Genomic DNA, 25023 nt, shown 5'->3' with positions numbered 1-25023 from the left:
AGCAACCAAACAGGGAAATCATCATGAAGAAACACGCTTTTTTATCCGCTATCGCTCTCTGCCTGGTGGCGTTCAGCGCAGGTTTGATCGGGACTGCCCTGGCGGCCCCGCAGAACCAGGCAAAACCCGTTGTACCCAAATTGGTTCTGTCAGCGACGCAGATTGTCAAACCGGCGCAGTGCGGAGCCGGTTTTACGCCAATCAACATCAAGCTGATGGAGCATGAGGGTAAAAAGTGGTACCAGTATGATTGTGCACAACAAAAAGTTATCAAACGCACCTGTAATGCGGACACAGATGTCATCAAGGTGAAGAATAGGTTTATCGACCTGCCTTCTGATGGTCAGAACAATGACTCCAAGATGTATCTGTCCTACACCTGCTTCAACTATGTACCGGTCAAGTAGCCGTTAACAACTCGAACTTTACAACACCAGACGCTGGGCTTCGGCCCGGCGGCTTTGCGCTTGTATTGAACTTTTTCGACTGGCATTATTATTGCACAATAATAAACCCATAAGGATATCGGTATGACTACGCTGGCAAGCCATGGGAGGCTATTGGTCTCCCTCAGTCTGATACTTTGCTGTCTGCAGACACAAGCAGCGGACGATATAGCTCTCCAGTTCCAACATCCGCCGAAGGGAAAACCCGTTAGTTATTTCAGTGTCGAAATCGGCGGTTACGATGTCACTCAGTTCGCACATTTCAGTGATACGGGTGTAACGGTGACTGTGGAGAGTGATCTGGAACCGGGCAACTACGAAGCCTATGTAGTGGCCTATTATGAGGACGGCGAGGTCGAAACCCTGACCGAAACCATGCTCAGCATAGCGCCCAAGAGCCATACCCAGTGGTCAATCAACTCCACCTTATCCACCCAGTACCGCGTTGATGAAGATGATCAGGCCGACTACAGCAATAGCGATCACTGGCAGAGTAATGCCGCTATTGATGGTGCGCTGACTTATCAGAATGGCAATGCCCGGGTGGACGCGCGTATCCAGGCCATTTATGACTCAATGCAGCAGGGGCACGTCCCCGAAAACCAATGGCAACTGGCTGATTACCAGGCCACCCTGTCTCATGATGGTGACCAGTATTCCACCGGAATACAGGTGGGCAACAACAGTGTGGAACAGGAGAGCCTGCTCTTCTCCGGCTATCAGCGCCGCAGCATCAACCTGTTCAGCAAGCGCCACGATGATCGATTTAAAGCATCCCTTTTTGGCGCGGTGAGCGAGACCACCAACAGTGCCGGGGAGGATCTGTTCTGGACCGATGAACAACAGAACCAGACCGTCGGCGGCACCCTTTCTTTCAGCCCCATCAGCAATCACCCGGAGCGCTTGATTATCGGTGCCAGTTACGTGGACGGTAAGGGGACCTCGGCCGGCAGCGGCTTTACGGTGATTGATTCTGATACCGTCTATGGCGGTCACAGCTGGGGCCTATCGCTCGATTCCATATGGATGAACCGTGCCCTCTGGCTGCACTGGGAGAGCGCCGCTTCAGATTTTGACAGTGACGGCCTTGAGTATGGCGATGACACCCTGAACGATAACGCCAGCAAGTTTCTGGTGCAGCTCAATTCCGGCGAGGCCATGCCCACCCTGGGACTGGATTACTGGCAGCTCAACCTGCAGCGCCAGCGGGTAGGTGAGTACTTTTACAGCATCGCCAATCTGGCGCTGCCCGGCGACCTGATCTCGCACCAGGCCACCTTCTCCGGCGGTGCCGGCTCCCTGAGTTTTAATGCGGACTTGCAGCAGCAGGAGACCAACGAATCTGACCGCAGTGATCGTGCCACCCGCAAAATGGATTATCGTGGACTGGACTTGTACTACACGCCCACCGTCGACACCGGGCAAGGTGTCTGGTCAACCCTCGGTGCACCAAGCCTGAACGCCTATTACCACTTCACTAAAAATACCCAACGGGATGGCGACCAACTGCTCAGCGGCATGGATATCGATAACACCCAGCAGGAGTACTCCATCGGCTTTACCCTCAGCCACGACACCTGGAACTGGGGACTCAGCTATGCCCGGGTGGATGTGGAAGACCGCAGTGAAGCGGTAATGCAAAATGCCGTCGAGATATATACCCCACTGGGTGATACCACGAATCACATGACCACGTTTCAGTTGGGGTGGTATCCAAACAGCCGCTTCAGCATCACGCCACAACTACAGTGGAATCGTTATCGCGAAAAGCGTAACGGCAATGAACAGGAGACGCTCAATGCCGGCTTTGATACCCAGATCGGCTTGATTCCCCGTAAGTTGACAATGAATCTGAACTATTTTTACGGTCGCTTCGACAACCAGTATGGAAACCCTGTTTATCTGGACAGCCGACAGGACACCCATACCGGTAACTTGCAATTAAGCTGGAAAGCTATTGAAGCGCAATCTCGTAAACCCGGCCTGGATCTGTTCCTGAAAGGCAGTTACGGCAGACAGGAGGACTCCATCAACACAAGCGACTATGAAAATTGGCAGATCCTGATGGGCTTCAGTGTCTACTGGTCTGGCAATAACGAGGGTTAAAAGAGCTGCCATGAAAAAACAACTGTTAACACAAACTACCTCCCGCCTGCTGGTCGCCCTGCTGCTGATCGGCAGTTGTCTGGGCCTGTTGTCCACGGCCCGGGCCGATGTCACTGCTGCCTCAGGTTCATCCTCCACCCTGGTATTGCAGGCAAACAGAAACAATCACTTCACCATTCAGTGGCACGTCAGCTCCACTTCCGACAGATTCTCATCCCAGGCGCGGGTGGAGAACCTGGCAACACCACTGGTAATTGCGGGTGCCATCACACCACCCGGGCAGGTTTACCCGGAGAGTTTCAATATCAGCGCCAGCCAGGTGCAAAGCTGGATCAACGCCGGCTACAAAACCATTGTTATCCGCCGCTCCTTTGCGGACACTAGTGGTGCCCCTACCCCCGGGATTAATGCCGATGTCCGTTTTCGCCTGAACGATAGTGGTCTACGCACCACCCGTGACCAGAGCCAGTTTGCCGTGCAGATGATGCAGCTGAGCTTCCCCAATCTCTCCAGCATGACCGTCGTGGAGTCCGGTGAAGAGTTGTTCAGCTACCTGGATGTAAATTACAGCGGAAGCGGCGTGCTGGAAGGTTACTGGCAACTGGCTGAGCCCGGCAGTACGGAAGCCAATCCCATCTACCGCACCCTGAAGCTGGAGCGCAAAACCCTGAACCAGCTGCAACACAGCCGCCTGATCAGCCCCAGGCTGCCCACCAATAAACCCGGCAAGTACCTGTTGCGTTTCTGCCTGCTGGATCGTGCCAATAGCGATGATACCAATCAGGATTGTGAAACCAGTGGCAAGCGGGTGGAAGTGCTGTACCAGGTCCTGATGAAGTCCGATATCGCCCTGACCATGATGACCCTGACCCCCAGCAGCCAACCCATCAACGGCGACACGCTCCTGGACTGGAGCCAGGTCGATGGTGCCGTGGTTTACCAGTTACAGGTATTCCAGCCGTCCGGGGATGCCTCCCCAGCCTTTGTCACCGGCATGCTGATTCCCAAAGGCAGCACTGAGACTACCCTGTCTCCCCTGGTGCTCGGCAAGCTGCAAAGCCATCAGCAATACCTGTGGCGGGTGAACGCCCTGGATCAGCAGGGTCAGATCATCGGTAAATCCCCCCTCAAGACCTTTGCCTTTGTCCAGCAATGAGCTACAGGATAAACAGTTGGGAGCTGACGCCTCGCCATGGATGACGACAAGGCCCTGCTACAGGGGATAATCGCGGGCCAGGAATCGGCACTGGAACGGTTCTATCGCAAATACTCCGGCATGGTTTACAACTTTGCCCTGCGCACAGTGAAAAACCCGGTGGATGCCAGCGAGGTAATGAACGAGGTGATGACGGAGGTATGGCACAAAGCCACCGGGTACACCGGTAAATCTTCCGTCAAAACCTGGCTGTTCTCCATCACCCACCACAAGGCAGTGGACATGGTGCGCCGTAACGTGCGCCATGACCACGAAGACGAAACCCATATTGATGAAAATTCACCGGACCGAATGGGCTGCTCCCTGGAAATCGGCGAGATCGCCCGGGAGAACCGGGGACACGTCAAGTTCTGCCTGGAGGAGCTGGGGCAGGGTCATCGTCAGGTTGTCTATCTCACCTTTTTTGAAGGTTGCAGCTATCCGGAAATAGCCCAAACCCTGAGTATTCCTGAGGGCACAGTCAAAACCCGCATGTTACATGCGAAAAAACTACTGCTGGCCTGTTTGAGTCGCTTCCTGTCGAAACTGGATTGAACCCTTTTCGCACCGCCAACGACAGATAGACCAACAGACCCAAGCGAGTGAGTGACATGAACGACAAGGCCAAAGACGACAAACTGATCGAACTGCTGCCCTGGTACGTCAACGGTACCCTGTGCGGCGAAGAACGCCAGGCCGTCGACGAGCTGCTTGAACGTTCCGCCGAGGCACGTGCCGAAAAAGCCATGCTGGAGTCCCTTCAGGATCATGTAAAGGCCCAGTGGAAATCGGTTGAACCTGGCGAGCTGGGTTGGAAACGACTGCAAAAAAGTCTGCACAAACCGCCAGTCGATAACCGCAAGGCCGGCACCGGTAACTTCTGGAATCGTTTCCTCGCTGCAGCCGCGGTGCTGGTTATCTGTCTGCAGGTGGGCATCTATTTCAAACCGATCGATCAGACACCGACCCAGGTACTGGGTGGTGACCCGCAGGTACAACAGCTGGATGGGCAACTGTTTCGCGTAGTGATCAAACAGGATGCGCTCTGGGGCGATATTGAAGCCCTGTTGTTCACCCTGCAGGCCCAGGTTGTGGATGGACCCTCTGCACTGGGGGTTGTCACCCTGGCGGTTCCCAAAGAGGCTGACAGCCAGGCTATTCTCAACCAGCTGACTGGCGCCAGCTTTATCGAGCACGCCCAGATCATTGGCCATGAGTAGGCCTCTGCTGCACCTGACATTGGGAATTTCACTGCTCTGGTCAGCAGCTGGTTTGGCCCAGAGCACGGACCCGGCAGGCGTTCCGGGATCTGCCAGCACAGCTGCAAACCCCACTACAACACCGGTCGTCATACGGGCCACAACCAGCGCACCGGATCAGCACCTCCAGCCTACCGGCGCACCTGTCGCGGATACCGCGCCTGACAGGGCTGCCGCTACCAACGCCGGTTCAATATCCGCAGGTAGCGCCACCGCAGGCAGACAACCGGATACCACAGGAACACTCCAGGATCGAGGTGAACCCGACGCTCCCCCACCGACCGGCCAGCGGGAACTCCAGCTGCTTGGCCAGCTCCCCTCCATGCCGGCTATCAGCAGTCAGCGGGAACGGGCAGGGGTACTGATCAAGTCGGAGATCCTGATCATAGCCAACACATTGGCTGAAGCCCAAACCCAGCAACAACTGCTGAGAGAGTACGGCCTGCGGATTAAACGCCGTCTGGTGTTGAAAAGCCTGTCCATGGTGCTGAGTGTTTATCGGGTACCCACAACCACCGATAGCGATGCATTACTGAAGCGGCTGCAGCAACACCACCCGCAACTCCAGGCCGAGTTCAATCGCTATTATTTTCTGCAGAGCAGTCGAGGCCGGGAATATGCGCGGCCGCTGACCGGCCTGCCGGACCCGGGGTCGATCGGTTCAGATCCCTACATCGCCATGCTGGATGGCAAGGTGGATACTCAGCACCCGGCATTACGCAACAGCCGGATCGAGAGTCTGGATATAACCGGTCAGGACACAACAGCCAGCCGCCATGGCACCGCCGTGGCGAGCCTGCTGGTGGGCCGGAATTTTGTCAGCGGCGCCCTGCCGGAGGCGCGCCTATTGGCCGTCAATATCTTCAAACCCGGAACCCAGGGTGAACTGCGTACCCGCACTGATTGGTGGTTGCAGGGGCTGGAAACTATTTTTGCCCGTATGGAAAGGCCCGACGCGCTGAATATGAGTTTTGGGGGCGGTGACAGCTGGATAATTGCCCAGGCACTGACTCGGTTTCACCAGGCCAACATAGTGCTGGTTGCCGCCGCCGGTAATGGAGGCCGGGATTCGCCCCTGCTCTTCCCGGCCAACCATCCCGATGTGATTGCCGTGGCCGCCGTCGATATCCAACACAGCAAAGCCAGGACCTCACCCGACAGCCCATTACTTGACGTGGTAGCCCCAGGAGTGGATGTCTGGGCCGCTGACCTGGGAGGCAAGGGCTTTTACGCCAGCGGCAGCTCCTATGCCGCGCCCTGGGTTACGGCGGTTCTGGCGGCTCACCCGGAGACCCTGCCCGCCCTCACAACAGATCTGGGCATCCCTGGTCGGGACCCGGTATTTGGTTACGGAATCATTCAGTGGAAAAAATAGTGAACCGTTTTGCTGCGAGCTTCGACTCAAAGGTGTCTGGATAACAAATTCAAATGGAGAGCACCATGAACACCAATCGTATTATAGCCACCAGCTTACTCGCCATCACGACCGGTGGCCTGAGCCTGCCCGGTTGGGCACTGCTGGACCGTGTCGAATATGTTGATATCCGCAAGGCTGATGGCATCCACATCAACGACGGAAAAATAGTAGTTGAGGCGACTAACGGGGAATACAACAAGGTTACCAGTGGCAATAGTGTTAACTACCACATGGAGATGAAAGCCGGCTGTAAAAACTACAACATCCTCAAGTCGACCGACATGGTCTTCGGAAACCCAAATATAGGCGGCGGTATTGCTGAGTACCACCCCTATTACACCGTCCACTTGTTCGCCAGGGGACAAAAATCGATCGGCTATACCAGCGCAGAGATGCAGGTTCCCTTGAGTGAACTGCCGTTCAATCCGGTCCAGCTGTGTAAGGATATGCTGCAAACCAAGCAGAATCAGGGCGTCAGCAAACTACAGGTGATGAACTCTGATCAGCACCTGTCCAGAAACATCGCTTTGTCCGCAGTAGCTTCCTGTGGCCCCAAGTCGAATGCGTCCAAGCGGTATTTTGAGAAAGCAACCACCAACGTCGCGGTGGATATCATCTGTAAGGCTTCCGGTGGGGTCGGTTCTATCAAAGCCAAGAGCACGCCGATCTCCGGTGCGAACAGTATCGGAGGTGGATATCAGCCGCTCATGATCACTCAGGCACAAATCACCACCAACAAAATTCACGACGCAGGCTATTGCCCCAGCGATAAGCAATTCACTGTCAGCTTCAAAGGCCATGGCAAAGGTTACATCCGTTACAGCATCGTCATGGGTGGCAATTCCGTCTACCAGTCGTTCCCTATCAGCTACAACAGTGACGAGGGTTACAAACAGCACCATTTCAGCTATACAGCAGCCCTGGATGAGAACAAAACCTGGGAGAAGATAAACAAAGAGTTTAAGCGCGATTTCAGCCTTTTGATTGAGGAGAAAGATGAGAACGCAAAAAAATTCACCTGGAGTAAAAAAGGTCACTTCACCGGCCTGAGCTGGTACTACACCTGCAAGCCGAAACCCGCGGTGCCTACAGTTAACCCGGGTTTCAAGGCCCCCGGCAGCACCCCGGTGATACCCGGTCAATTGACACCCAGGGCTCAGGCCACTTCGCCCAGCAAGCCGGTCCGGAAAATCACCACCACGCCCCCTGGGCCCCAGCCAATACCCCAGTTGCAGCTCAAATCCCCGACGAGTGAAGAGCAACCGAAAAGGGTGATCCGTTAAATCCCTTCCCCGCCAGATTCCACGGCGGGGAGCTGTTCCAGGCCCCGGCGTGATCACCTTCGGTCAGGATGCCCCGGACACCCCCTCCATGCGGGGGGTGTCCGGGTTCCAATTGTGGCCCTCCCCTGCAACCTTTAGAATGCCCGGATGAATCCAACCCCAGCCAGCCCGGATCGGCTCGACCAGACCCTCAACCGGGTGTTCGGTTACCGCCAATTCCGCCCCCACCAGCGACAGATCATCGAGCAACTGGTCGCCGGACAGTCCGCCTTCGTGCTGATGCCGACCGGTGGTGGCAAGTCGCTCTGTTACCAGATCCCGGCGCTGCTGCGACCCGGTGTTGGAATCGTCATCTCGCCGCTGATCTCCCTGATGAAGGACCAGGTGGACGCACTGCGGGCAAACGGGGTCACGGCGGCCTTTTACAACTCATCCCTCTCCCCGGATAACGCCCGCCAGGTGCTTGCCCAGCTGCACAGCGGTGAACTGGATCTGCTCTATATCGCCCCGGAGCGGCTGATGCGGGCCGATTTTATCGAGCGGCTGCGGGATATCGAGATCGCTCTGATCGCCATCGACGAGGCCCACTGTGTCTCCCAATGGGGGCACGACTTCCGGCCCGAGTATGCGCAACTGGGGGAGCTGGAGACACTGTTTCCCCAGGTCCCGCGGATCGCCCTGACCGCGACCGCCGACCCCCAGACCCGCAAGGATATCCTGCGGGTATTAAAGCTGGAGCAGGCGGCCTGCCACATCACCGGTTTTGATCGCCCCAATATCCGCTACTCGGTGCTGGAGAAGCACAACCCCCTCAGCCAGCTGCAGCAGTTTCTGGCCAACCATGCCGACGAAGCGGGCATCATCTACGCCCTCAGCCGTAAGCGGGTGGAGCGACTGACGGCCCAACTGTATGAGAAGGGCTTCCGTGCCGCCGCCTACCACGCCGGCCTGTCGGCCGAGCAGCGCGCCTGGGTGCAGGATCAGTTTCTGCGTGACGAGATCGACATTGTGGTGGCCACGGTCGCCTTCGGCATGGGCATCGACAAGCCCGACGTGCGCTTTGTGGTGCACTACGATCTGCCGAAAAATATCGAAAGCTACTACCAGGAGACCGGTCGGGCCGGGCGCGACGGTCTGCCGGCGGAGGCGCTGCTGCTGTTCGGTACCCAGGACATGGTGCTGGTGCGCCAACTGGTGGAGAGTGGTGACAACCCGGAGCGGGTACGGATTGAACTGCACAAGCTGAACACCATGATCGCCCTGGCGGAGAGTGTCACCTGCCGTCGCCAGGTACTGCTCAACTACTTCGGCGAGCAGATCGAGGGCTGCGGCAACTGCGATCTCTGCCTCGATCCGCCAGAAACCTTCGATGCCACCGAAGATGCCCGCAAGGCACTCTCCTGCGTCTACCGGGTCGGTCAGGCGTTCGGCATCCGTCACGTAGTAGATGTGCTGCGGGGTGCCGACACCGAACGGATTCGACGCCTTGGCCATGACCAGCTCAGTACTTACGGTATCGGCAGTGACAAGAGCGAGATCGAGTGGTCGAGCCTGATCCGCCAACTGATTCACCACGGTTACCTGCTGCAGGATATCGAACACTACTCGGTATTGCGTCTCACCCCCGAGGCGCGCCCGGTGTTGCGGGGTGAAAAGCAGCTGCAACTGGCGCTGCCCCGGACCCGGGAAAAAGCCAAGCGCAAAACCAGGGCGCCCCGGGGAGCGGCGGAAATCGGCCCCTATGACGAGGCGCTGTTCGAACGCTTGCGCAAGCTGCGTAAAAGCCTGGCCGACGAGGCAGGTGTGCCGCCCTACGTGGTGTTTGGCGACAACACACTGCTGTTGATGGCCAGGGACAAACCCACTGAGACCGACGAGTTCCTGCAGATCAGCGGCGTCGGCCAGACCAAACTGGAACGTTATGGTGACGCTTTCATGAATGAGATTGCAGCGCACTCGGCGTCCCGGCCATAACACCGTTGCCAGCCGGGCAAAAGCCCACAGGCGAGTCGCCCGACTTCCATGATCCCGCCTGTGGATTTTAAAGTGGGGAGAGGATAACCTCGACTAGAGGAATTACTGTCATGATCGGGTTTCATGGCCGAAATTGAACAGCGGTTACGAATCAAACGAATTCTCCTGTATGAAGACAGAAGTAAAAACCAGTGTTGATGGGCTTGAAATCGGGATGTTTGTATCCAGACTGGATCGTCCCTGGATCAGGACCCCGTTCGATCTGGAGGGAGTAAAAATCACATCGCCGGAGGATATTGAACGTATCCGCAAATATTGCAGCTATGTCTATATCGATGTGGAACAGGGCATCTCCCCCCATCCGCGCTACTGGATACTGGACAAAGCCGCCGATCAACAGCTATTCGGAGAGACGCCCAACCCCCAGTCCCAGGCAGCCATTGCGGAGATAAAACGGGAGTACCAGTCACTGCGCAAGACCACCTATCAGAACACGGAAGAGTTCCGTACCGAGATAGAGACCGCCACCAAGGCCTCCGAGTCACTCACCCATGAGTACAGGCAGTTGCTGGTGGACCTGGAGAAGGGCCGTGATATCGACCTGAGTGTGGTCAAGGCCGGTGTATCGGACATGGTGGAGAGTGTCAACCGCAATCCGGCCGCCATGATGTGGATCGTGCAGCTCAAGAAGCTGGACGAGTACACCTACTCCCGGGCGTTGGGTACCTCGGTCTGGTGCGCCACATTCGGTCGGCACCTGGGGCTGGAGATCAGCGGCATCAACAAACTGGCCCTCGGTGGCCTGCTGCTCGACCTGGGCAAGAGCCGTATTCCACCGGATATTCTGAACAAAAAGGGTGAACTGACCGATGCGGAACTGGAGATTATTCGCCAGCATGTCGACCAGAGCGTACGGGTACTGATTTCCGAGGAGAGGAAAAAAGGCGGCAAAAACAGCCTGGACTATGATGTGTTGCAGATGGTCGCCACCCACCACGAACGCTACGACGGCAGCGGTTACCCGCAGGGCCTGGCGAACAATGATATCCCTATGTACGGCCGGATAGCCGGCATTGTGGACAGCTATGACGCCATGACCAGCGAACGTCCCTACCGTGAATCCCGACCACTCTCTCCCCACGAAGCCATTACCGAACTGTACAGTCTGCGTGACGATAAATTCCAGGGGGAGCTGGTGGAGCAGTTTATTCAAACCGTAGGACTCTACCCCACCGGTTCCCTGGTGGAACTTAACACCGGACAGGTGGGGGCGGTCATCGAGACCAACGGACTGCGTCGGCTGCAACCTACGGTGATGCTGCTGCTGGATGAAAACAAGGAGCCCTACAGCCAGTTCAAACGGATCGACCTGACAACCACAGGGGAAGCATTCCGGGTCGAACGGGGATTGGAGCCGGGGGCCTACGGCATCAACATGCAGGAGCTGTTCCTGTGAGCGGTTTCACTCAACACCATGAATGACCTGCTCACCGGTCTCTATAACCGTCCCCGGTTCATGGAACTGCTCAACCAGATGGTTCAGGACGCGGTGGACTTCAGCGCCCCCATGGCGCTGCTGATTATTGACATTCAGCGCTTCCACAAAATCAACAGACACTTCGGCCATCACACCGGCGACGCGGTGTTGAAAGCGGTGGCCGAAGTGCTCAAACAGGTGCGACGCAAGGATGACTACCTGGCCCGCATCGGTGACGACCAGTTTGCCCTGATCCTGGATCGGGTGGCCAACGTCGGGCATGCCCAACTGGCCGCCATGAAGATCCAGCGCTTGCTCGATCTGCCCATCAACGTTGAGGGGCGGGATTTTCGTTGCAAGGCGGTTATCGGAGTCAGCCTCTGTCCCGCCAATGCCGATACCGCCACTGCCCTGTTACAGTCGGCCGAACTGGCACTGGCAGAAGCCAAGTACCAGGAGCAGCCGATCGGCTTCCCGAAACTGACCCGGGAGCAGGAGATCCCGGAGAACTGGGATATTGAGGTTGCCCTTGGTGATGCAATCAATCACTCCGAGTTACAGGTGTTCTTCCAACCCAAAATCTCCCTGGACACCGGCAGACCGGTGGGGGCGGAAGCCCTGGTTCGCTGGCAGAACAGAACCCGTGGCCTGCTCTCCCCGGACCAGTTTCTGCCGGTCGCGGAAGCGATCGGTTTCCTCAAACCCCTGACCATCTGGATGCTGAACAGCGCACTGCGGCTGAGCGGTGAGTGGACAGAGCAGTGGGGCCGGCTGTCGGTGTCGGTGAATATTCCCCCCAACATTCTGGCCCAACCCGATTTTGTCGATCTGGTGATGAGCGCCGAGAAACTCTGGCAACGGGACAACGTGGACCTCTGTCTGGAGGTGCTGGAACAGTCTTTCATCACCGACATCGACACGGTGTTTGAAAAACTCAACGCCCTGAGAAATCTGGGCATCGGGATCGCCATTGATGACTTTGGCACCGGCTACTCCAGCCTCTCCTATTTCCGGGACATTCCCACTGACGAACTGAAGATCGACCAGTCCTTTATCCGGGGCCTGAAGGATGATAAGGCCAATCTCCACATTGTCAGCCTGATTATCGACATCGCACACCGGTTTGAGTTACAGGTGGTTGCCGAAGGTGTGGAAACAGAGGAGGCGGCACTCTACCTGAAGAAAAACGGCTGCGACCTGGCACAGGGCTACTTCTTCGCCAAGCCCATGCCGGCCCGGGAGTTTGCCGAGTGGTTAAAAAACTATCGGCCTGAAAAAGCGTTTATGAAAGCAGCCAACCCCACTGGCTGAGCCGGTCTGCAACCCGGGCAATTAACATGTTAATCTAGCCCTAATACCAGAAAAGCGGGGCAAGACCGGGACAGAAACACCGCCGGTCAACAGACACCCGGAACAGGCCACCACAATAACAACATTGGCTACCTGTTTGGCAGCCGCAAATGAGCATCTGATATGGATCGACGCTGGATTACGCTGACCGGGGCAACCGTGATCGCCCTGGTACTCTATTGGGGGATAAACCTGGACGAACCACTGCGCATCGGTCTGTCCATACTCGCCTTTATCGCCCTGCTCTGGATTACCGAAACTTTCCACATCACCATCACCGCCCTGCTGATCCCATTACTGACCGTCGGCAGTGGGGTGTTCAGCGCCAGCGAGGCGCTGCGCAATTTCGCCCATCCGATCATATTTCTCTTCCTGGGCGGCTTTGCCCTGGCGGCGGCCCTGCACCGGCAGCAGATCGATGTCCGCCTCGCCTCCCTGGTGATGCGGGCGGCCCATGGCCAGCTATCCCGGGCAGCCCTGCTGCTGTTCGCCACCACGGCGTTTGTCTCCATGTGGATATCCAATACTGCCACCACCGCGATGATGCTGCCCCTGGCACTGGGTCTGCTTGCCCGCCTACCCTATGAAAAGTATCGCGCCACCCACTGGTATCTGCTGCTGGGCCTGGCCTATTCAGCCAATATCGGCGGCATCGGTACCCTGGTGGGCAGCCCGCCCAATGCCATTGCGGCCGCCGCCAGTGGCATCAGCTTTGTTGAATGGTTCAGCTTCGGTCTGCCGATCGTACTGGTGATGCTGCCCCTGGTGGTGATATTACTGAGACTGCTGTTACAACCGGACCTGTCCTACCACCTGGAACCGACCACGGAGCTCTCTGCCGAACAGGGCCCCCTGACCCTGCAGCAGCGCTTGACCCTGGGCGTATTCCTGCTCACCGTGCTGCTCTGGCTGCTCAGCCGGCCGATCTCAGAGCTGCTGGGTATCGGCGCAGGATTCGACTCCCTGGTGTCGATCATGGCGATTGTCCTGATCGCCGCCCTGCGACTGGTGGAGTGGAATGATATCGAAGGGTCGGCCAACTGGGGTGTACTGCTGCTGTTCGGCGGTGGCCTGACCCTTTCGGCCATGCTCAAGGAGACCGGCACCAGCGTATTTCTGGCGGAGGGGGCCGCCGGCCTGTTACAGGGGGCGCCCCTGTTGATGCTGCTGCTGGTGATCGTGCTCTTCATGGTCTTCCTGACCGAGGTGGCCAGTAACACCGCCAGCAGCGCTCTGATGGTACCGATCTTCGCCTCCATCGCCGAGGCGATGGGGGTCTCATCCACTGTGATGACGGTGGTGATTGCCATCGCCGCCTCCTGCGCCTTCATGCTGCCGGTGGCCACGCCGCCCAACGCCATCGTATACGGATGCGGCTATGTCCCCCAGGGGCAGATGATGCGGGCCGGGGTTGTGATGAACCTGGTGCTGGCCTGCCTGATCAGCCTGGGCGCCTGGTGGATCATCTGATCGACCTCCATCTCGCCGTCTCCACAACCGGCAGCTGAGCCACCCCGCCCGCCCTGTTGAAACAGGCGGTGACAATCCACATCCAATGGGGGAGACTGGCTCCATGGACAGAACCGATACTGCTTTGGTCTGGTTTCGCAGGGACTTGCGCCTGGCTGACAATCCGGCCCTGACGGCGGCGGTGAACCAGTGTGCCCGGGTAATCCCGCTCTATATTCACGCGCCCGACGAGGCGGCGCCCTGGATTCCGGGCAGGGCCAGCAACTGGTGGTTGCATCACAGTCTCTGCGCCCTGCAACGGGAGCTGCATCAGGCGGGCGCGAAACTGATCATCGCCACGGGCCCCACACTGGAACGGCTGCAGCACATAGTCCGGCAAACCGGGGCCACCCACCTGTTCTGGAACCGCAACTACGATCCCACCAGCATGAGCCGGGACCGTGACATCAAGCAGAGGCTGACCGGCCAGGGTCTGTCCTGCCAGTCGTTCAACGCCAATCTGCTGAGCGAACCGGCCAGTATCCTGACCGGCCAGGGCACCCCCTATAAGGTGTTTGGCGCCTACTGGCGAACCGTCAGCGGGCAGCTGCATCAGATACCGCCTCCCCTACCCCCTGTCCGACGGATCAGTTCACCATCGAAAGATCTGCCCACCCTGTCGCCCGGCGATCTGGCACTGCTCCCCCGGATACCCTGGGATGGTGGATTTCACAGCGTCTGGCAAACGGGCGAACAGGCGGCCCTGGAGCGCTGGGAACAGTTTCTGTTGCATGCACTGCCGGCCTATGACCGGTTACGGGACTTTCCCGACCGTGACGGCACTTCCCGCCTGTCGCCCCATCTGCACTTCGGCGAGATTTCGCCACGCCAGCTTCTGTGGGGTTTGCGGCAGCAGGCTGACCAGTCACCCGCCACGGTCACCCACCTGGAGCGAATCCACAGCCAGCTCGGCTGGCGGGAATTCGCCCACTATATCCTCTATCACTCACCCCGCAGCGCCAATCAATCGCTCGACCGCCGCTTTGAAAAGCTGGCCTGGAAGGCTGACGACGAACAGGATGCCGAGTTGCAGGCATGGCAACGGGGTGAAACCGGTATCCCGATTGTGGATGCCGGTATGCGGGAGCTGTGGCAGACCGGCTGGATGCATAACCGGGTCAGGATGCTTGTGGCCTCGCTGCTGACCAAGAACCTTGGCGTTCACTGGCTGCAGGGTGCCCGCTGGTTCTGGGATACCCTGGTGGATGCGGACCTGGCCAACAACAGCCTGGGCTGGCAGTGGAGCGCCGGCTGTGGCGTTGATGCTGCCCCCTATTTTCGCATCTTCAATCCGGCCACCCAGGCCAAACGCTTTGACCCTGAAGGCCGTTATATCAAGCGGTGGTTGCCGGAGCTGACCGGGGCCGGGAAAAACGTACTGTATAGCGGCCGACTCAGCGATGAGCCCTTCGACTATCCCCTGCCCATCCTGGATCTGAGCCGGAGCCGCCGCGATGCGCTGCAACGCTGGGAACGGATCAAGCGACAACAGCGCGAGTAATCCTGCCCAGCAAAGGCCGACCGGGACGGCTTGCTCCCGGCTCAACCACCGCTGCCACATCTCACCGCTGTTGATAGTCGAGCAACTCAAAGGTATCGGTATTGATGCGCTGCCCGGACGCCGCTGTAGTGGTGCGCACCATCTTCACATAACGTTTGATCCCGGCCGCGTACCAGATCTCGTATCGGATCCGCACCGGTTCCGCATCCTTTTGTGTCCGGCCACCGGAGGCGGCCCGGGCACTCCAGATCTCCAGCTTGAGTGCATCGTAAGTACCCGCTGGCAGTGTTACCGATTCCCGCCCCTCCACCTTGCCGGTGCTGTACCATTTGGTCCAGAAACTGTTGATGTCCGGGGTGGGTATGCCTTGCCACTCTGATTGGGCCGTGACACCTCCATAGGCATTCAGATAGGGACTGAACTCGCCACCTAAGTGGGGAGACTGGGTCACATAGGCCACCGGCCCGCGCACCTGCCGCTGGCCCAGGTTACGGTTCGAGTCCGCTTCAAGCCGTGACAACTGCTCCCCGACCCCAGCGGAGGTGACAGACACTAACGACACCCGGACGGTCTGTTTGGGTGAAGATGCCCAGCGCCCGCGAATCCGGTAGGTCCACTGATCCCCCACGTTGGGCAAACGGTTGTTCACGGGATCGCCGACGCCCCCATCCCCGGCCGTGGCCTCCGGTGTGACCACTGGCGCAGGTGGGCTCTCCGGGGTCGCCACCAGGCTGTCCGAGGCGCGACGATCCGCACCCTGGACAACGATTCTGAAGGTGGTTCGTTCGGTGATGGAAACCGTCACGCAACCGCGATGGGGATTTTTCAGGCGGCCTGGCCGGGGGCTGATGGTGGCCTGCTCCGCATTGGCGGTCCGGTAGCAGAGTTCAACAGCCTTACCACTCACCTTGCTGCCAAAGCGGAGAATTTTCGGCTCTGGTGGTGGGTCGGGTTTGGATACTACGGTTGGCGGTCCGGGAGACGCCAGGATCGGTTCCTTGACCGGTGGCACGACCTTTTCCACCACCTGGCCGATCAGGGCAACCGACAGCGGCGTCTCATTCACCGACTGGATCCCAAAGCGGATATTCAGCGGTCCGGTTTTAAGCGGTTTCACTACCAGTTCCACCCGGCAACTCTGGCCCGGAGCCAGTACCTCGGGACAGTGCTGAACAATGGTGAGTCCCGCCACCTTGGTCCCCTCCAGCCCGGGAACCGGCAGATCCCCATCGCCGCTGTTTCTCAATCTGATCAGCGCCGAGTCCTGTGTACCCAGGGTAATGGTTCCAAGGTCCACCTGGCGGGGGTCAACCTCCAACCGACCAGGCTTTGGATCAGCTGGGTGATCGATCTCCGGCGTGGGACCGGCAGCAATCACCACGGGTTCAGTGACCGGTTTCTGTTCGGATGAGGCGTCCTCAGCTGGATCGGTTGTCCGGGACGGCACATCCACCTGCCCCGTCTCCGGCGTGACGATGGGCACCTGTGCTTCCCGGGTGATGGCATTAATCGTTACATCATCGCCGTTGTCACCAGGTAACAACCAGCGTTCCGCCAGCCATCCTCCGACCAGAAGCAAAATCACGCCCACAGCCAACCAGCGCCACCGGGGGGGTGGCGGTGGTGGCGATGTTTCGAAGTCCGTCTCTTCGGATCCGGCAGTTGTCGGTGATGGCTCGACCACGGCATCCGGAAAGTAGATCTTATCCAGCGCTTCGATCAGGTTGCCGGTGCTCGCCTCCCACTGTTTGTGGCTGACTTCAATAGCCTGGCGGCGACTCAGCCCGGACAGCTCATCGGGCAGTTCATCGGCACGTGGCATCAGTGCCCCTTCCACCAGCACCGGCACTACCCGGATATCCCGTTTCAGAGCGGTACTGGTCTCCAGGCGAATAAAGTCGTTCGGATCATCCAGGCGACGGCGACCGCTGTTGTCCTGGATAGCAGTCCACTCCTTGCCGATCAGTACGATCAACACCTTGCAGGAGGTGACGGCACGCTCGATCGCGTCAACAAAATCGGTGCCGGGCGCGATACCCTCCACATCCATGAAGACACGCTCCGCTCCGAAATGGGCCGCTAACCTGTCGTACAGGCGACCGGCATAGCCGGCGGAATCTTCACGTCTATAGCTGATAAAAATCCCGTCCAAGACCCGACACCCCCACGGTTTCTCCAATGGCCCGGCCCCCATCACACTGACGGTTGCATATCCCGGTTGTCATTCAAGCATAGGAGAAACCGGGGGAATCAGAGAGAATTCTTGACCGCTGAACAGCACAACAGCAGCACCACTCCACGTCCCTGGCATCACTCAACGACCTAATCCGGCCTGAAAATTCAAAGAGTTGCGCTCCATCATGGCGCCCACCCCTCCACACCGCGTATCCTTTAGCCGAACCAACGGAGTTACACAACGCCATTTTTTCTCAAGCCGGTTGCCAACGCGCCACTGCCAGGGCAACCGGTAGACCGGAGCAAGGAGTCCCATACATGTTGTTGAAGCCAGCGCAGCTCTATCATGCGTGCAATCCCGACCTGCTGACCTTTGAAACGACTGAAGAGTTGGAGCACCTGTCCGAAACCATCGGTCAGGAGCGGGTCATTGAGTCCATCAGGTTCGGTGTCGACATGCCCCACTCCGGTTACAACCTCTACGTGATGGGATCCAACGGCCTGGGCCGCCACACCCTGGTGCATGAATCTCTGATCAAACAATCCATGGATACTGCCGTCCCCCTGGACTGGTGCTACGTAGCCAATTTTCAGGACCCACACAAACCGACCGCCCTGGGCATCCCTGCCGGCATGGGCCGGCTGCTGAGCCGGGATATGGAACAGCTGATTGACAACCTGATCAAGGCGATTCCGGCGGCCTTCCGGGGGGACGAATACCAGCGCCAGGCCCGGGAGATCCAGGAGGACTTCAGCCGGCGGGAAAGCGCCATGGTGCAGCGGCTCGGCGAGGAAGCCGAGCGGCTGGATGTGAAGCTGATGCAGGGCCCTTCCGGCTTCACCCTGGCGGCGCAGAAAGACGGCAAGATACTCTCACAGGAAGAGTTCAAGCAACTGCCGGAGGAGGAGCAGGCCCGACTGGGTAACAGCATCGAAACCATGAAACAGGCGCTCAAGGAGAGCATGAGCCACGTGCCGGAATGGCAACGGGAGATGCAGCAGCGCTTCAGTCAACTGAACCGGGAGACCATGCAGCTGACGGTTACCGAATTCATCAATGAACTGGTGCAACGTTACCGGGACAACAGCAAGATCAGCACCTACCTGGAGCAGGCCAAGCAAGATATTATCGAGAACGTGGATATCTTCCGCCAGGCTGGCGAGTCCAACGAAAAGAGCTTTACCGCCCAGGATCCGGAGTTCACCCGCTACCGGGTCAACGTACTGGTGGACAATGGGGATACCCAGGGTGCACCGGTGCTTTTTGAGGACAATCCCACTTACCAGAACCTGCTGGGACGCATTGAACACCAGGCGCGTTTTGGCGCCCTGCAGACCGACTTCACCCTGATCAAGCAGGGCGCCCTGCACCGGGCCAACGGCGGCTTCCTGATGCTGGATGCAGAGAAGGTGTTAACCAACCCTTTTGCCTGGGAAGGGCTGAAACGGGCGCTCCGCTCCCGGGAGATTCGTATCGAATCCCTGGAACGCCAGCTGAGCCTGATCAGTACTATATCGCTTGAGCCGGAAACCATTCCGCTGGACCTGAAGGTGGTATTGATCGGCAGCCGGAGCCTGTTCTATCTGCTGAAAGAGTACGATCCGGAGTTCGGCCTGCTGTTCAAAGTATCCGCCGACTTCGCTGAGCAGCTGCCCAGGGAGCACGAAAACGAGCTGCTCTATGCCCGCCTGATCGCCACCCTGCAGAAGAGAGAGGGCATTCGGGCGATCCAGCGGGACGGGGTGGCCCGGATCATCGAACAGCTGGTACGCCTCTCCAGCAACGGGGACAAAATCTCCCTCAGGATGAGCAGCCTGCTGGAGCTGCTGCTGGAAGCCGATCACCGGGCCGGGCTGCGCGACAGCAAACAGATTGAGCGGATGGATGTGGAGGCGGCCATCCAGGCCCGGCGATTCCGCAACAACCAGTACGAGGAGCAGCTGCAGGAAGCAATTCTGGATGGCACCCTGCGTATCGACACCAGCGGTATCCAGTTGGCCCAGATCAACGGCCTGACCTACCTGCAACTGGGGGATCACGCCTTCGGTGCGCCGACCCGCATCAGTGCCACCGCCCGCATGGGTGGCGGTGAATTCATCGATATCGAACGGGAAACCAAACAGGGCGGCCCCATTCACTCGAAAGGAGTGATGATCCTCTCCTCCTACATCGGCCAGCGTTATGCCAAGAACCAACTGCTCTCGGTCACCGCCAGCCTGGTATTCGAACAGACCTACGGGACCATTGAGGGCGACAGCGCCTCGGCCGCCGAGCTGTGCGCGCTGTTATCGGCCATGGGTGATATACCGCTGAAACAGTCTCTGGCCATTACCGGCTCCGTTAACCAGCACGGCCAGATGCAGGCCATCGGTGGGGTGTGCCAGAAAATTGAGGGCTTTTTCGATATCTGCCAGGCACGGGGCTTGACCCGGGAGCATGGCGTCATCATCCCCACTGCGAACGTTAAGGACCTGATGCTGAAACAGGAGATCGTTGAGGCCGCTGAAGCGGGTCTGTTCAAGGTTTACGCGGTAGAACATGTGGAACAGGCGATGGAGTTGCTGACCGGCCTGCCGGCAGGGGTCCCGGACGAAGAGGGTCTGTTCCCGGAGGGCAGCATCAACTATCTTATCCAGCTCAGGCTTGCCGAATGGATCACCCTGCGGCTGCACTATGCGGGACAGAGCTTGGACGGGGAACCCCGGGATTAGCCCTGGCGCGCATGGGACCCGTCACCGGGCGCACAGGGCTCCCCGGCAAACACAGCTGTTTCGGTTTTCCCCAATAGGCTACCAAATGGGTCTCACTTATGGTTGGTCTGCCGAAGTGCTGTGACAGTAAGGATCATGATTTCACGAACCCCCGTTAGCCTTATCCACCGTCTGCTGATCTGCCTGGTCGTACTCTGGGCCGGGTCGATCGGTGCCGATGAGAAAGGTGGCCGGGACTCCGGACAACCGTTGAAAATCGGTGTACTGGCGTTTCGCGGTGATCAGCAAACGGAGAAAAACTGGGGGCCCACCATCGACTATCTGAGCCTGGCGGTGCCCGGGGTCAATTTCACCCTGGAACCCCTCACCCTGGAGCAGATGGAACAGGCCGTCCAGACCGATCAGGTCAGTTTTATAATCACCAACCCCGGCAACTACGTCGATCTCGAGTACCGCTACGGCGTCAGCAGAATCGCCACGCTACAGCGTTTTCCCGATCAATCCCCCAGCGAGCGCACCTACTCCACCATCCTGGTCCGGGCCGACCGGGAGGATCTGCGGGAGCTGAGCGACCTGAAACACCAGAGCGTCATGGCCGTCAGTGCAAACGCCTTCGGCGGATTTCAACTGGCCTGGGGTGAAATGCAGCGCCATGGTCTGGATCCCTTCGCCGATCTGTCGGAACTGGTGTTCAGCGGTTTTCCCCTGGACAACATCGTCACATCGGTTCAGTCCGGCCTGGTGGATGCAGGCATTGTGCGGGGCTGTCTGCTGGAGAAGATGGACAGGGCAGGCCTGATCAACATGGCCGATTTCCGGGTGCTGAACGAAGGCATGGACAGCAGCGGCCAATGCCGGGTAAGCACCCCCGGCTATCCCGACTGGCCGCTGGCCAAACTGGCCAACACATCCGATCGATTGGCCAAACGGCTCACCATGACACTGCTGGCCATGCCCCGAAATCATCGCGCCGCCATCGCCGGAGAGTACTCCGGCTGGACCATTCCGGTGGAGTACCAGGCGGTCCACGACCTGTTTCGGGAGCTGCAGGTCGGCCCCTACGAATGGATGCGCCAGCCTACCGTTAACCTGCTCTGGTCCCGATACTGGCAGTGGTTTCTGATCGCCTTCATGGGGGTAGCCTGGTGGCTATGGCATGTGTATCGGGTTGAACAGCTCGTGCGGGTACGAACCACCCAGTTGACCGAGGCCAACACCCGTTTACAGACAGAGATGAACGAGCGGCAGCAGGCCGAGCAGAAACTGTTGAGTCAACAGAATGAACTGGCCCATGTGGTACGGGTCAGCACCGCCGGGGAACTGGCCAGCGGCCTGGCCCATGAGCTCAACCAACCCCTGTCAGCCATCAGCAGTTATGCCCAGGGCTGTATCTGGCGCCTGGAGTCAGGCCGCATCACCCAGGATGAGTTGCGGGAGATTATCCAGCGCATGGTGTCGGAAGCGGAGCGGGCCGGAGCCATCATCCAGCGCTTGCGCGGATTTCTGCGTAAGGAGCACGCCCTCTGCCGTCCCACCGACATCAATGGGGCGGTGCGTGATGCCATGGAGCTGTTCAACGCGGAAGCCAACAAGCGTGGTATCAGCCTGTCGCGCGATCTGCAGGAGGATCTTCCACCGGTATGCAGTGAAACCATCCAGCTTCAGCAGGTCATTATCAATCTGCTGCGCAACGCCGCCGACGCCCTGAAGGGTCTGCCGGCGGAACGGCTGCGGATAGAGCTGAGTACCCGCCACGACCCGGACGAAGGGATGGTGCACATCGATGTACGTGATTTCGGCCCCGGCATTGATCCCGACAGCAAGCCTCATCTGTTTGAACCCTTTTTCACCACTACTTCGGATGGCATGGGTCTGGGCCTGTCACTGAGCCAGTCGATCGTGGAATCCCATGGCGGCACCATCCGGGTGATCGACGATGTCCATCCGGGGGCCTGTTTCTCCATCCTGTTACCCGTCCACAAGGAGGCCTGTGATGCCGAATGATCCCGAACTGGTCCATATCATCGATGATGATGCCTCTATCCGCTCCTCCCTCACCTGGTTGCTGGAAGCGGTGGACATCGCCGCCCGCAGCTACGATTCAGCGGAGGCCTTTCTGGCCGATCTGGAGCCGATCAGCGTCGGTGTGCTGATCCTGGATGTGCGCATGCCGGGAATGAGCGGCATGCAACTGCTCGAACACCTGGTGGCCCAGGAGAGTACCCTGCAGATCATCATCCTCACCGGCCATGGCGATGTACCCATGGCGGTGCGGGCCATGAGCCATGGCGCCTTCTATTTCGTCCAGAAACCGGTCAATGGCCCGCAACTGGTGGAGAAGGTAAGGGAGGCGATGCTGAAGAGCCGCGCCGCCTACTCACAAAAAATCCGCCTGGATGACATCAAGACCCGGTTTGAACGGCTCACACCCCGGGAACGAGAAGTGATGGGACTGATTGTCTCCGGCTGCGCCAACAAGGTGATCGCTGCCGAACTGGGCGTGGTGGAACGGACGGTAGAGGTCCATCGCCATCGGGTCATGGAGAAGATGGAAGCCGCCTCCGTGGCCGACCTGGTGATGATGCAACAGACCCTGACACCGGACGTCGCCGAGTAACCGGAACGATCCAACCTGCCTGCCGACGATACCCCAACAGCAGCTTCTCCCCACCGAGCGGTAATCTGCCACCCGCCTCTCACCCTCCAGTGTCATGGGAATGCGGATTTGTTTCGGTTTCCCACAATACGGCTATCCACAATTTTTTAAAGGTTTAGCTGGATGTAGCCTTATTACCAGAAGAAAGCACTCCGTGTGCATTCATGGCGTCGATCAAAAGGGTATCAAAATGGACAGCTCTCGAAGAAAATTCCTGGCCACGGTCGCGACCACCGTAACCGCCCCGGTGTTGGGCAAAGCATCAGCCGCTCAATCGACAGAAACCGACCCGGACTCCCCCCGTTGGGTGATGGTTGTGGATCTGCGCAAGTGCATCGGTTGTCAGGCCTGTACGGTGGCCTGTTCCACGGAAAACCGGGTTCCGGACAACCAGTTCCGCACCCTGGTGAACCAGTATGAAGTGGAGAAGGAGAACAAACCCCGCAGTGCCATGCTACCGCGGCTCTGCAACCACTGTGAGAATCCGCCCTGTATACCGGTCTGCCCGGTGCAGGCCACCTATCAACGGGACGATGGCATTGTGGTGGTGGACAACACCCGTTGCGTGGGATGCGCCTACTGTGTTCAGGCCTGCCCCTACGATGCCCGCTTCATCAACCATGAGACCCACACCGCCGACAAATGCACCTTCTGCGTCCACCGCGTTGAGGCCGGATTGTTACCAGCCTGTGTGGAGACCTGCGTCGGTGGTGCACGCATCTTTGGCAACATCAGAGACCCCCACAGTGAAGTGTCACAACTGCTAAGCCGCTTCCAGACCAAGGGGCTGAAACCGGAATTGGGCACCAGTCCGCAGGTCTATTACATCGGACTGGACAGTCGTCTGCAGCATAAGATCGAAGGCACTCCGGGGGCCTGGTCGACTACCGACAACTTCAAACAGGAGGCCCTGTCATGAACAGCAACCTTATTGAAATCATCAGTGTCAGCCAGGCCAGCACCTGGAACAGTTGGGCGGTGCAGTACTTCTTCTTTATCGGTCTCAGTATTGGCGGTGTGTTGCTCACCATACCGGCCCTGGTCCTCCGTAAGTCCCACTGGTTGCCGATCGCCCGACTGAGTCTGATAGTGGCCGTCACCACAGGACTGGTGGCACCGGTGGCGCTGTTGGCGGACCTGCATCAACCGGCCCGGTTCTATAACTTCTATCTTCACTTTACCCCTACCTCCTGGATGTCCTGGGGTGCCTTTCTGTTGCCGACCTACCTGCTCTCCCTGATGCTGTTTGGCTTCCAGGCACTCTATCGGGACAGGGACAACAGGCACTCCCTGACACGCCTGGCGGCAATAGCAACCAGCGTGCTGGGTGCAGGCATTGCGCTCTACACCGGCAGTGAGATGGGCATCCTGATCAGCCGGGTACTCTGGCAGGTGGGTTGGTTGGTGCCGGGTTACCTGATCAGTGGACTGGCAGGAGCCGCCGGCCTGGCCCTGGTACTCAACAATCTGCAGTCTGACACCAGCCAGGATGCCAACCAGCGACTGGTCAACTGGCTCAACCTGTTTCTGATCCTGACCGGTGCATGGATCGTCGCCTGGGGCGGTGCCGGCCATCTGAACCTGAGCAATTCCGGCATGGAGTTACTGCGCCTGATGCTCGTCTATCAACCAGTTGAAAGCCTGCTGCTCTGGATAGGCCTGGGTCTGGCATTGCCTCTACTACTGGGACTGATCAATCAATCCGCCATGAACGTGGTGACCGGGCTGCTGGCCGTGTTCGGTGCCTGGATGCTGCGCTGGGTGATGTTCATCGGCGGGCAGGGCATCCCAAAGAATGGCGCCGGTTTCTATCTATTCGACCTGCCGCTCGGCACTGAAGGCCTGTTGGGCATCCTGGGATCGCTGGGTCTGTGGATGGTATTTCTCATCGTCATCCGAACCCTCTTGTCCCAGTACCACCCCCAAGCCCGGGCATGACAGGACAGAACAATTCAGGAGAATC

18 protein-coding genes are annotated in these 25023 nt (G+C 58.5%); 17 read left to right on the top strand and 1 reads right to left on the bottom strand.

Going from position 1 to position 25023, the window contains the following annotated elements:
- Window positions 1–23 precede the first annotated feature (23 nt).
- From AAY24_RS00880 to AAY24_RS00825, 12 genes are all read left to right on the top strand, one after another.
- The gene (locus tag AAY24_RS00880; protein ID WP_046858073.1) at window positions 24–407 is read left to right on the top strand and encodes a hypothetical protein; all 384 of its coding nucleotides are present in this window, start codon (window positions 24–26) and stop codon (window positions 405–407) included.
- 321 nt (window positions 408–728) lie between these two features.
- Window positions 729–2552: a hypothetical protein gene (locus tag AAY24_RS00875; protein WP_199930442.1), complete on the top strand. Its 1824-nt coding sequence runs from the start codon at window positions 729–731 to the stop codon at window positions 2550–2552.
- A 10-nt stretch (window positions 2553–2562) separates the two neighbouring features.
- Window positions 2563–3708: a hypothetical protein gene (locus tag AAY24_RS00870; protein WP_046858071.1), complete on the top strand. Its 1146-nt coding sequence runs from the start codon at window positions 2563–2565 to the stop codon at window positions 3706–3708.
- 36 nt (window positions 3709–3744) lie between these two features.
- Window positions 3745–4302: an RNA polymerase sigma factor gene (locus tag AAY24_RS00865; protein WP_046858070.1), complete on the top strand. Its 558-nt coding sequence runs from the start codon at window positions 3745–3747 to the stop codon at window positions 4300–4302.
- Between the two features lie 47 nt (window positions 4303–4349).
- On the top strand, window positions 4350–4967 hold the full coding sequence (locus tag AAY24_RS00860; protein WP_199930441.1) for a hypothetical protein: 618 nt from the start codon (window positions 4350–4352) through the stop codon (window positions 4965–4967).
- Window positions 4968–5328: 361 nt separating this feature from the next.
- Complete coding sequence (locus tag AAY24_RS00855; RefSeq protein WP_046858068.1) at window positions 5329–6381, top strand: S8 family serine peptidase; 1053 nt, start codon at window positions 5329–5331, stop codon at window positions 6379–6381.
- 65 nt (window positions 6382–6446) lie between these two features.
- Window positions 6447–7706, top strand: a complete 1260-nt coding sequence (locus AAY24_RS00850) for a hypothetical protein (protein ID WP_199930440.1) — start codon at window positions 6447–6449, stop codon at window positions 7704–7706.
- A 147-nt stretch (window positions 7707–7853) separates the two neighbouring features.
- Window positions 7854–9680: a DNA helicase RecQ gene (gene recQ, locus AAY24_RS00845; RefSeq protein WP_046858066.1), complete on the top strand. Its 1827-nt coding sequence runs from the start codon at window positions 7854–7856 to the stop codon at window positions 9678–9680.
- Between the two features lie 169 nt (window positions 9681–9849).
- Complete coding sequence (locus AAY24_RS00840) at window positions 9850–11136, top strand: HD-GYP domain-containing protein (RefSeq protein WP_046860899.1); 1287 nt, start codon at window positions 9850–9852, stop codon at window positions 11134–11136.
- An 18-nt stretch (window positions 11137–11154) separates the two neighbouring features.
- The gene (locus AAY24_RS00835; RefSeq protein ID WP_046858065.1) at window positions 11155–12468 is read left to right on the top strand and encodes a putative bifunctional diguanylate cyclase/phosphodiesterase; all 1314 of its coding nucleotides are present in this window, start codon (window positions 11155–11157) and stop codon (window positions 12466–12468) included.
- Between the two features lie 162 nt (window positions 12469–12630).
- Complete coding sequence (locus AAY24_RS00830; RefSeq protein WP_052760974.1) at window positions 12631–13977, top strand: SLC13 family permease; 1347 nt, start codon at window positions 12631–12633, stop codon at window positions 13975–13977.
- Window positions 13978–14080: 103 nt separating this feature from the next.
- A complete protein-coding gene (locus AAY24_RS00825) occupies window positions 14081–15517 on the top strand; it encodes a cryptochrome/photolyase family protein (protein ID WP_046860897.1) in 1437 nt (478 codons plus the stop codon).
- Window positions 15518–15578: 61 nt separating this feature from the next.
- Here AAY24_RS00825 and AAY24_RS18330 read toward each other — a convergent pair whose 3' ends face one another.
- Entirely contained in the window at window positions 15579–17669 is a 2091-nt protein-coding gene (locus AAY24_RS18330) for a TIR domain-containing protein (protein WP_082117223.1), read from the bottom strand.
- Window positions 17670–18010: 341 nt separating this feature from the next.
- Here AAY24_RS18330 and AAY24_RS00815 point away from each other — a divergent pair, with 341 nt between their 5' ends.
- The 5 genes from AAY24_RS00815 to nrfD all read left to right on the top strand — a co-directional run bounded on the left by AAY24_RS00815 (window position 18011) and on the right by nrfD (window position 24998).
- Window positions 18011–20404, top strand: coding sequence for a Lon protease family protein (locus tag AAY24_RS00815; RefSeq protein ID WP_046858064.1), 2394 nt, complete (start codon window positions 18011–18013; stop codon window positions 20402–20404).
- A 135-nt stretch (window positions 20405–20539) separates the two neighbouring features.
- On the top strand, window positions 20540–22408 hold the full coding sequence (locus tag AAY24_RS00810) for a sensor histidine kinase (protein WP_052760972.1): 1869 nt from the start codon (window positions 20540–20542) through the stop codon (window positions 22406–22408).
- Window positions 22398–23021, top strand: coding sequence for a response regulator transcription factor (locus tag AAY24_RS00805; RefSeq protein WP_046858063.1), 624 nt, complete (start codon window positions 22398–22400; stop codon window positions 23019–23021). Before AAY24_RS00810 ends, AAY24_RS00805 begins: the two co-directional genes overlap by 11 nt.
- 229 nt (window positions 23022–23250) lie before the next feature.
- Window positions 23251–23979, top strand: coding sequence for a sulfate reduction electron transfer complex DsrMKJOP subunit DsrO (gene dsrO, locus AAY24_RS00800; RefSeq protein WP_046860894.1), 729 nt, complete (start codon window positions 23251–23253; stop codon window positions 23977–23979).
- Window positions 23976–24998 carry an NrfD/PsrC family molybdoenzyme membrane anchor subunit gene (gene nrfD / locus AAY24_RS00795; protein WP_046858062.1) on the top strand — a complete coding sequence of 341 codons (1023 nt, stop codon included), beginning with the start codon at window positions 23976–23978 and terminating at the stop codon, window positions 24996–24998. Before dsrO ends, nrfD begins: the two co-directional genes overlap by 4 nt.
- Window positions 24999–25023 lie beyond the last annotated feature (25 nt).

The organism is Sedimenticola thiotaurini, from assembly GCF_001007875.1.
In the GTDB taxonomy this organism is placed as follows: Bacteria; Pseudomonadota; Gammaproteobacteria; order Chromatiales; family Chromatiaceae; genus Sedimenticola; species Sedimenticola thiotaurini.
The sequence above is the reverse complement of the archived record's forward strand: the minus strand, read 5'-3'. Positions and strand labels throughout refer to the sequence as shown.

Excerpts from the sequence above, each read along its gene's own strand:
- AAY24_RS00880 (WP_046858073.1), top strand. The coding sequence starts at position 24 with ATGAAGAAACACGCTTTTTTATCCGCTATCGCTCTCTGCCTGGTGGCG.
- AAY24_RS00870 (WP_046858071.1), top strand. The coding sequence starts at position 2,563 with ATGAAAAAACAACTGTTAACACAAACTACCTCCCGCCTGCTGGTCGCC.
- AAY24_RS00865 (WP_046858070.1), top strand. The coding sequence starts at position 3,745 with ATGGATGACGACAAGGCCCTGCTACAGGGGATAATCGCGGGCCAGGAA.
- AAY24_RS00855 (WP_046858068.1), top strand. The coding sequence starts at position 5,329 with ATGCCGGCTATCAGCAGTCAGCGGGAACGGGCAGGGGTACTGATCAAG.
- AAY24_RS00850 (WP_199930440.1), top strand. The coding sequence starts at position 6,447 with ATGAACACCAATCGTATTATAGCCACCAGCTTACTCGCCATCACGACC.
- recQ (WP_046858066.1), top strand. The coding sequence starts at position 7,854 with ATGAATCCAACCCCAGCCAGCCCGGATCGGCTCGACCAGACCCTCAAC.
- AAY24_RS00840 (WP_046860899.1), top strand. The coding sequence starts at position 9,850 with ATGAAGACAGAAGTAAAAACCAGTGTTGATGGGCTTGAAATCGGGATG.
- AAY24_RS00835 (WP_046858065.1), top strand. The coding sequence starts at position 11,155 with ATGAATGACCTGCTCACCGGTCTCTATAACCGTCCCCGGTTCATGGAA.
- AAY24_RS00830 (WP_052760974.1), top strand. The coding sequence starts at position 12,631 with ATGGATCGACGCTGGATTACGCTGACCGGGGCAACCGTGATCGCCCTG.
- AAY24_RS00825 (WP_046860897.1), top strand. The coding sequence starts at position 14,081 with ATGGACAGAACCGATACTGCTTTGGTCTGGTTTCGCAGGGACTTGCGC.
- AAY24_RS00815 (WP_046858064.1), top strand. The coding sequence starts at position 18,011 with ATGTTGTTGAAGCCAGCGCAGCTCTATCATGCGTGCAATCCCGACCTG.
- AAY24_RS00810 (WP_052760972.1), top strand. The coding sequence starts at position 20,540 with ATGATTTCACGAACCCCCGTTAGCCTTATCCACCGTCTGCTGATCTGC.
- AAY24_RS00805 (WP_046858063.1), top strand. The coding sequence starts at position 22,398 with ATGCCGAATGATCCCGAACTGGTCCATATCATCGATGATGATGCCTCT.
- dsrO (WP_046860894.1), top strand. The coding sequence starts at position 23,251 with ATGGACAGCTCTCGAAGAAAATTCCTGGCCACGGTCGCGACCACCGTA.
- nrfD (WP_046858062.1), top strand. The coding sequence starts at position 23,976 with ATGAACAGCAACCTTATTGAAATCATCAGTGTCAGCCAGGCCAGCACC.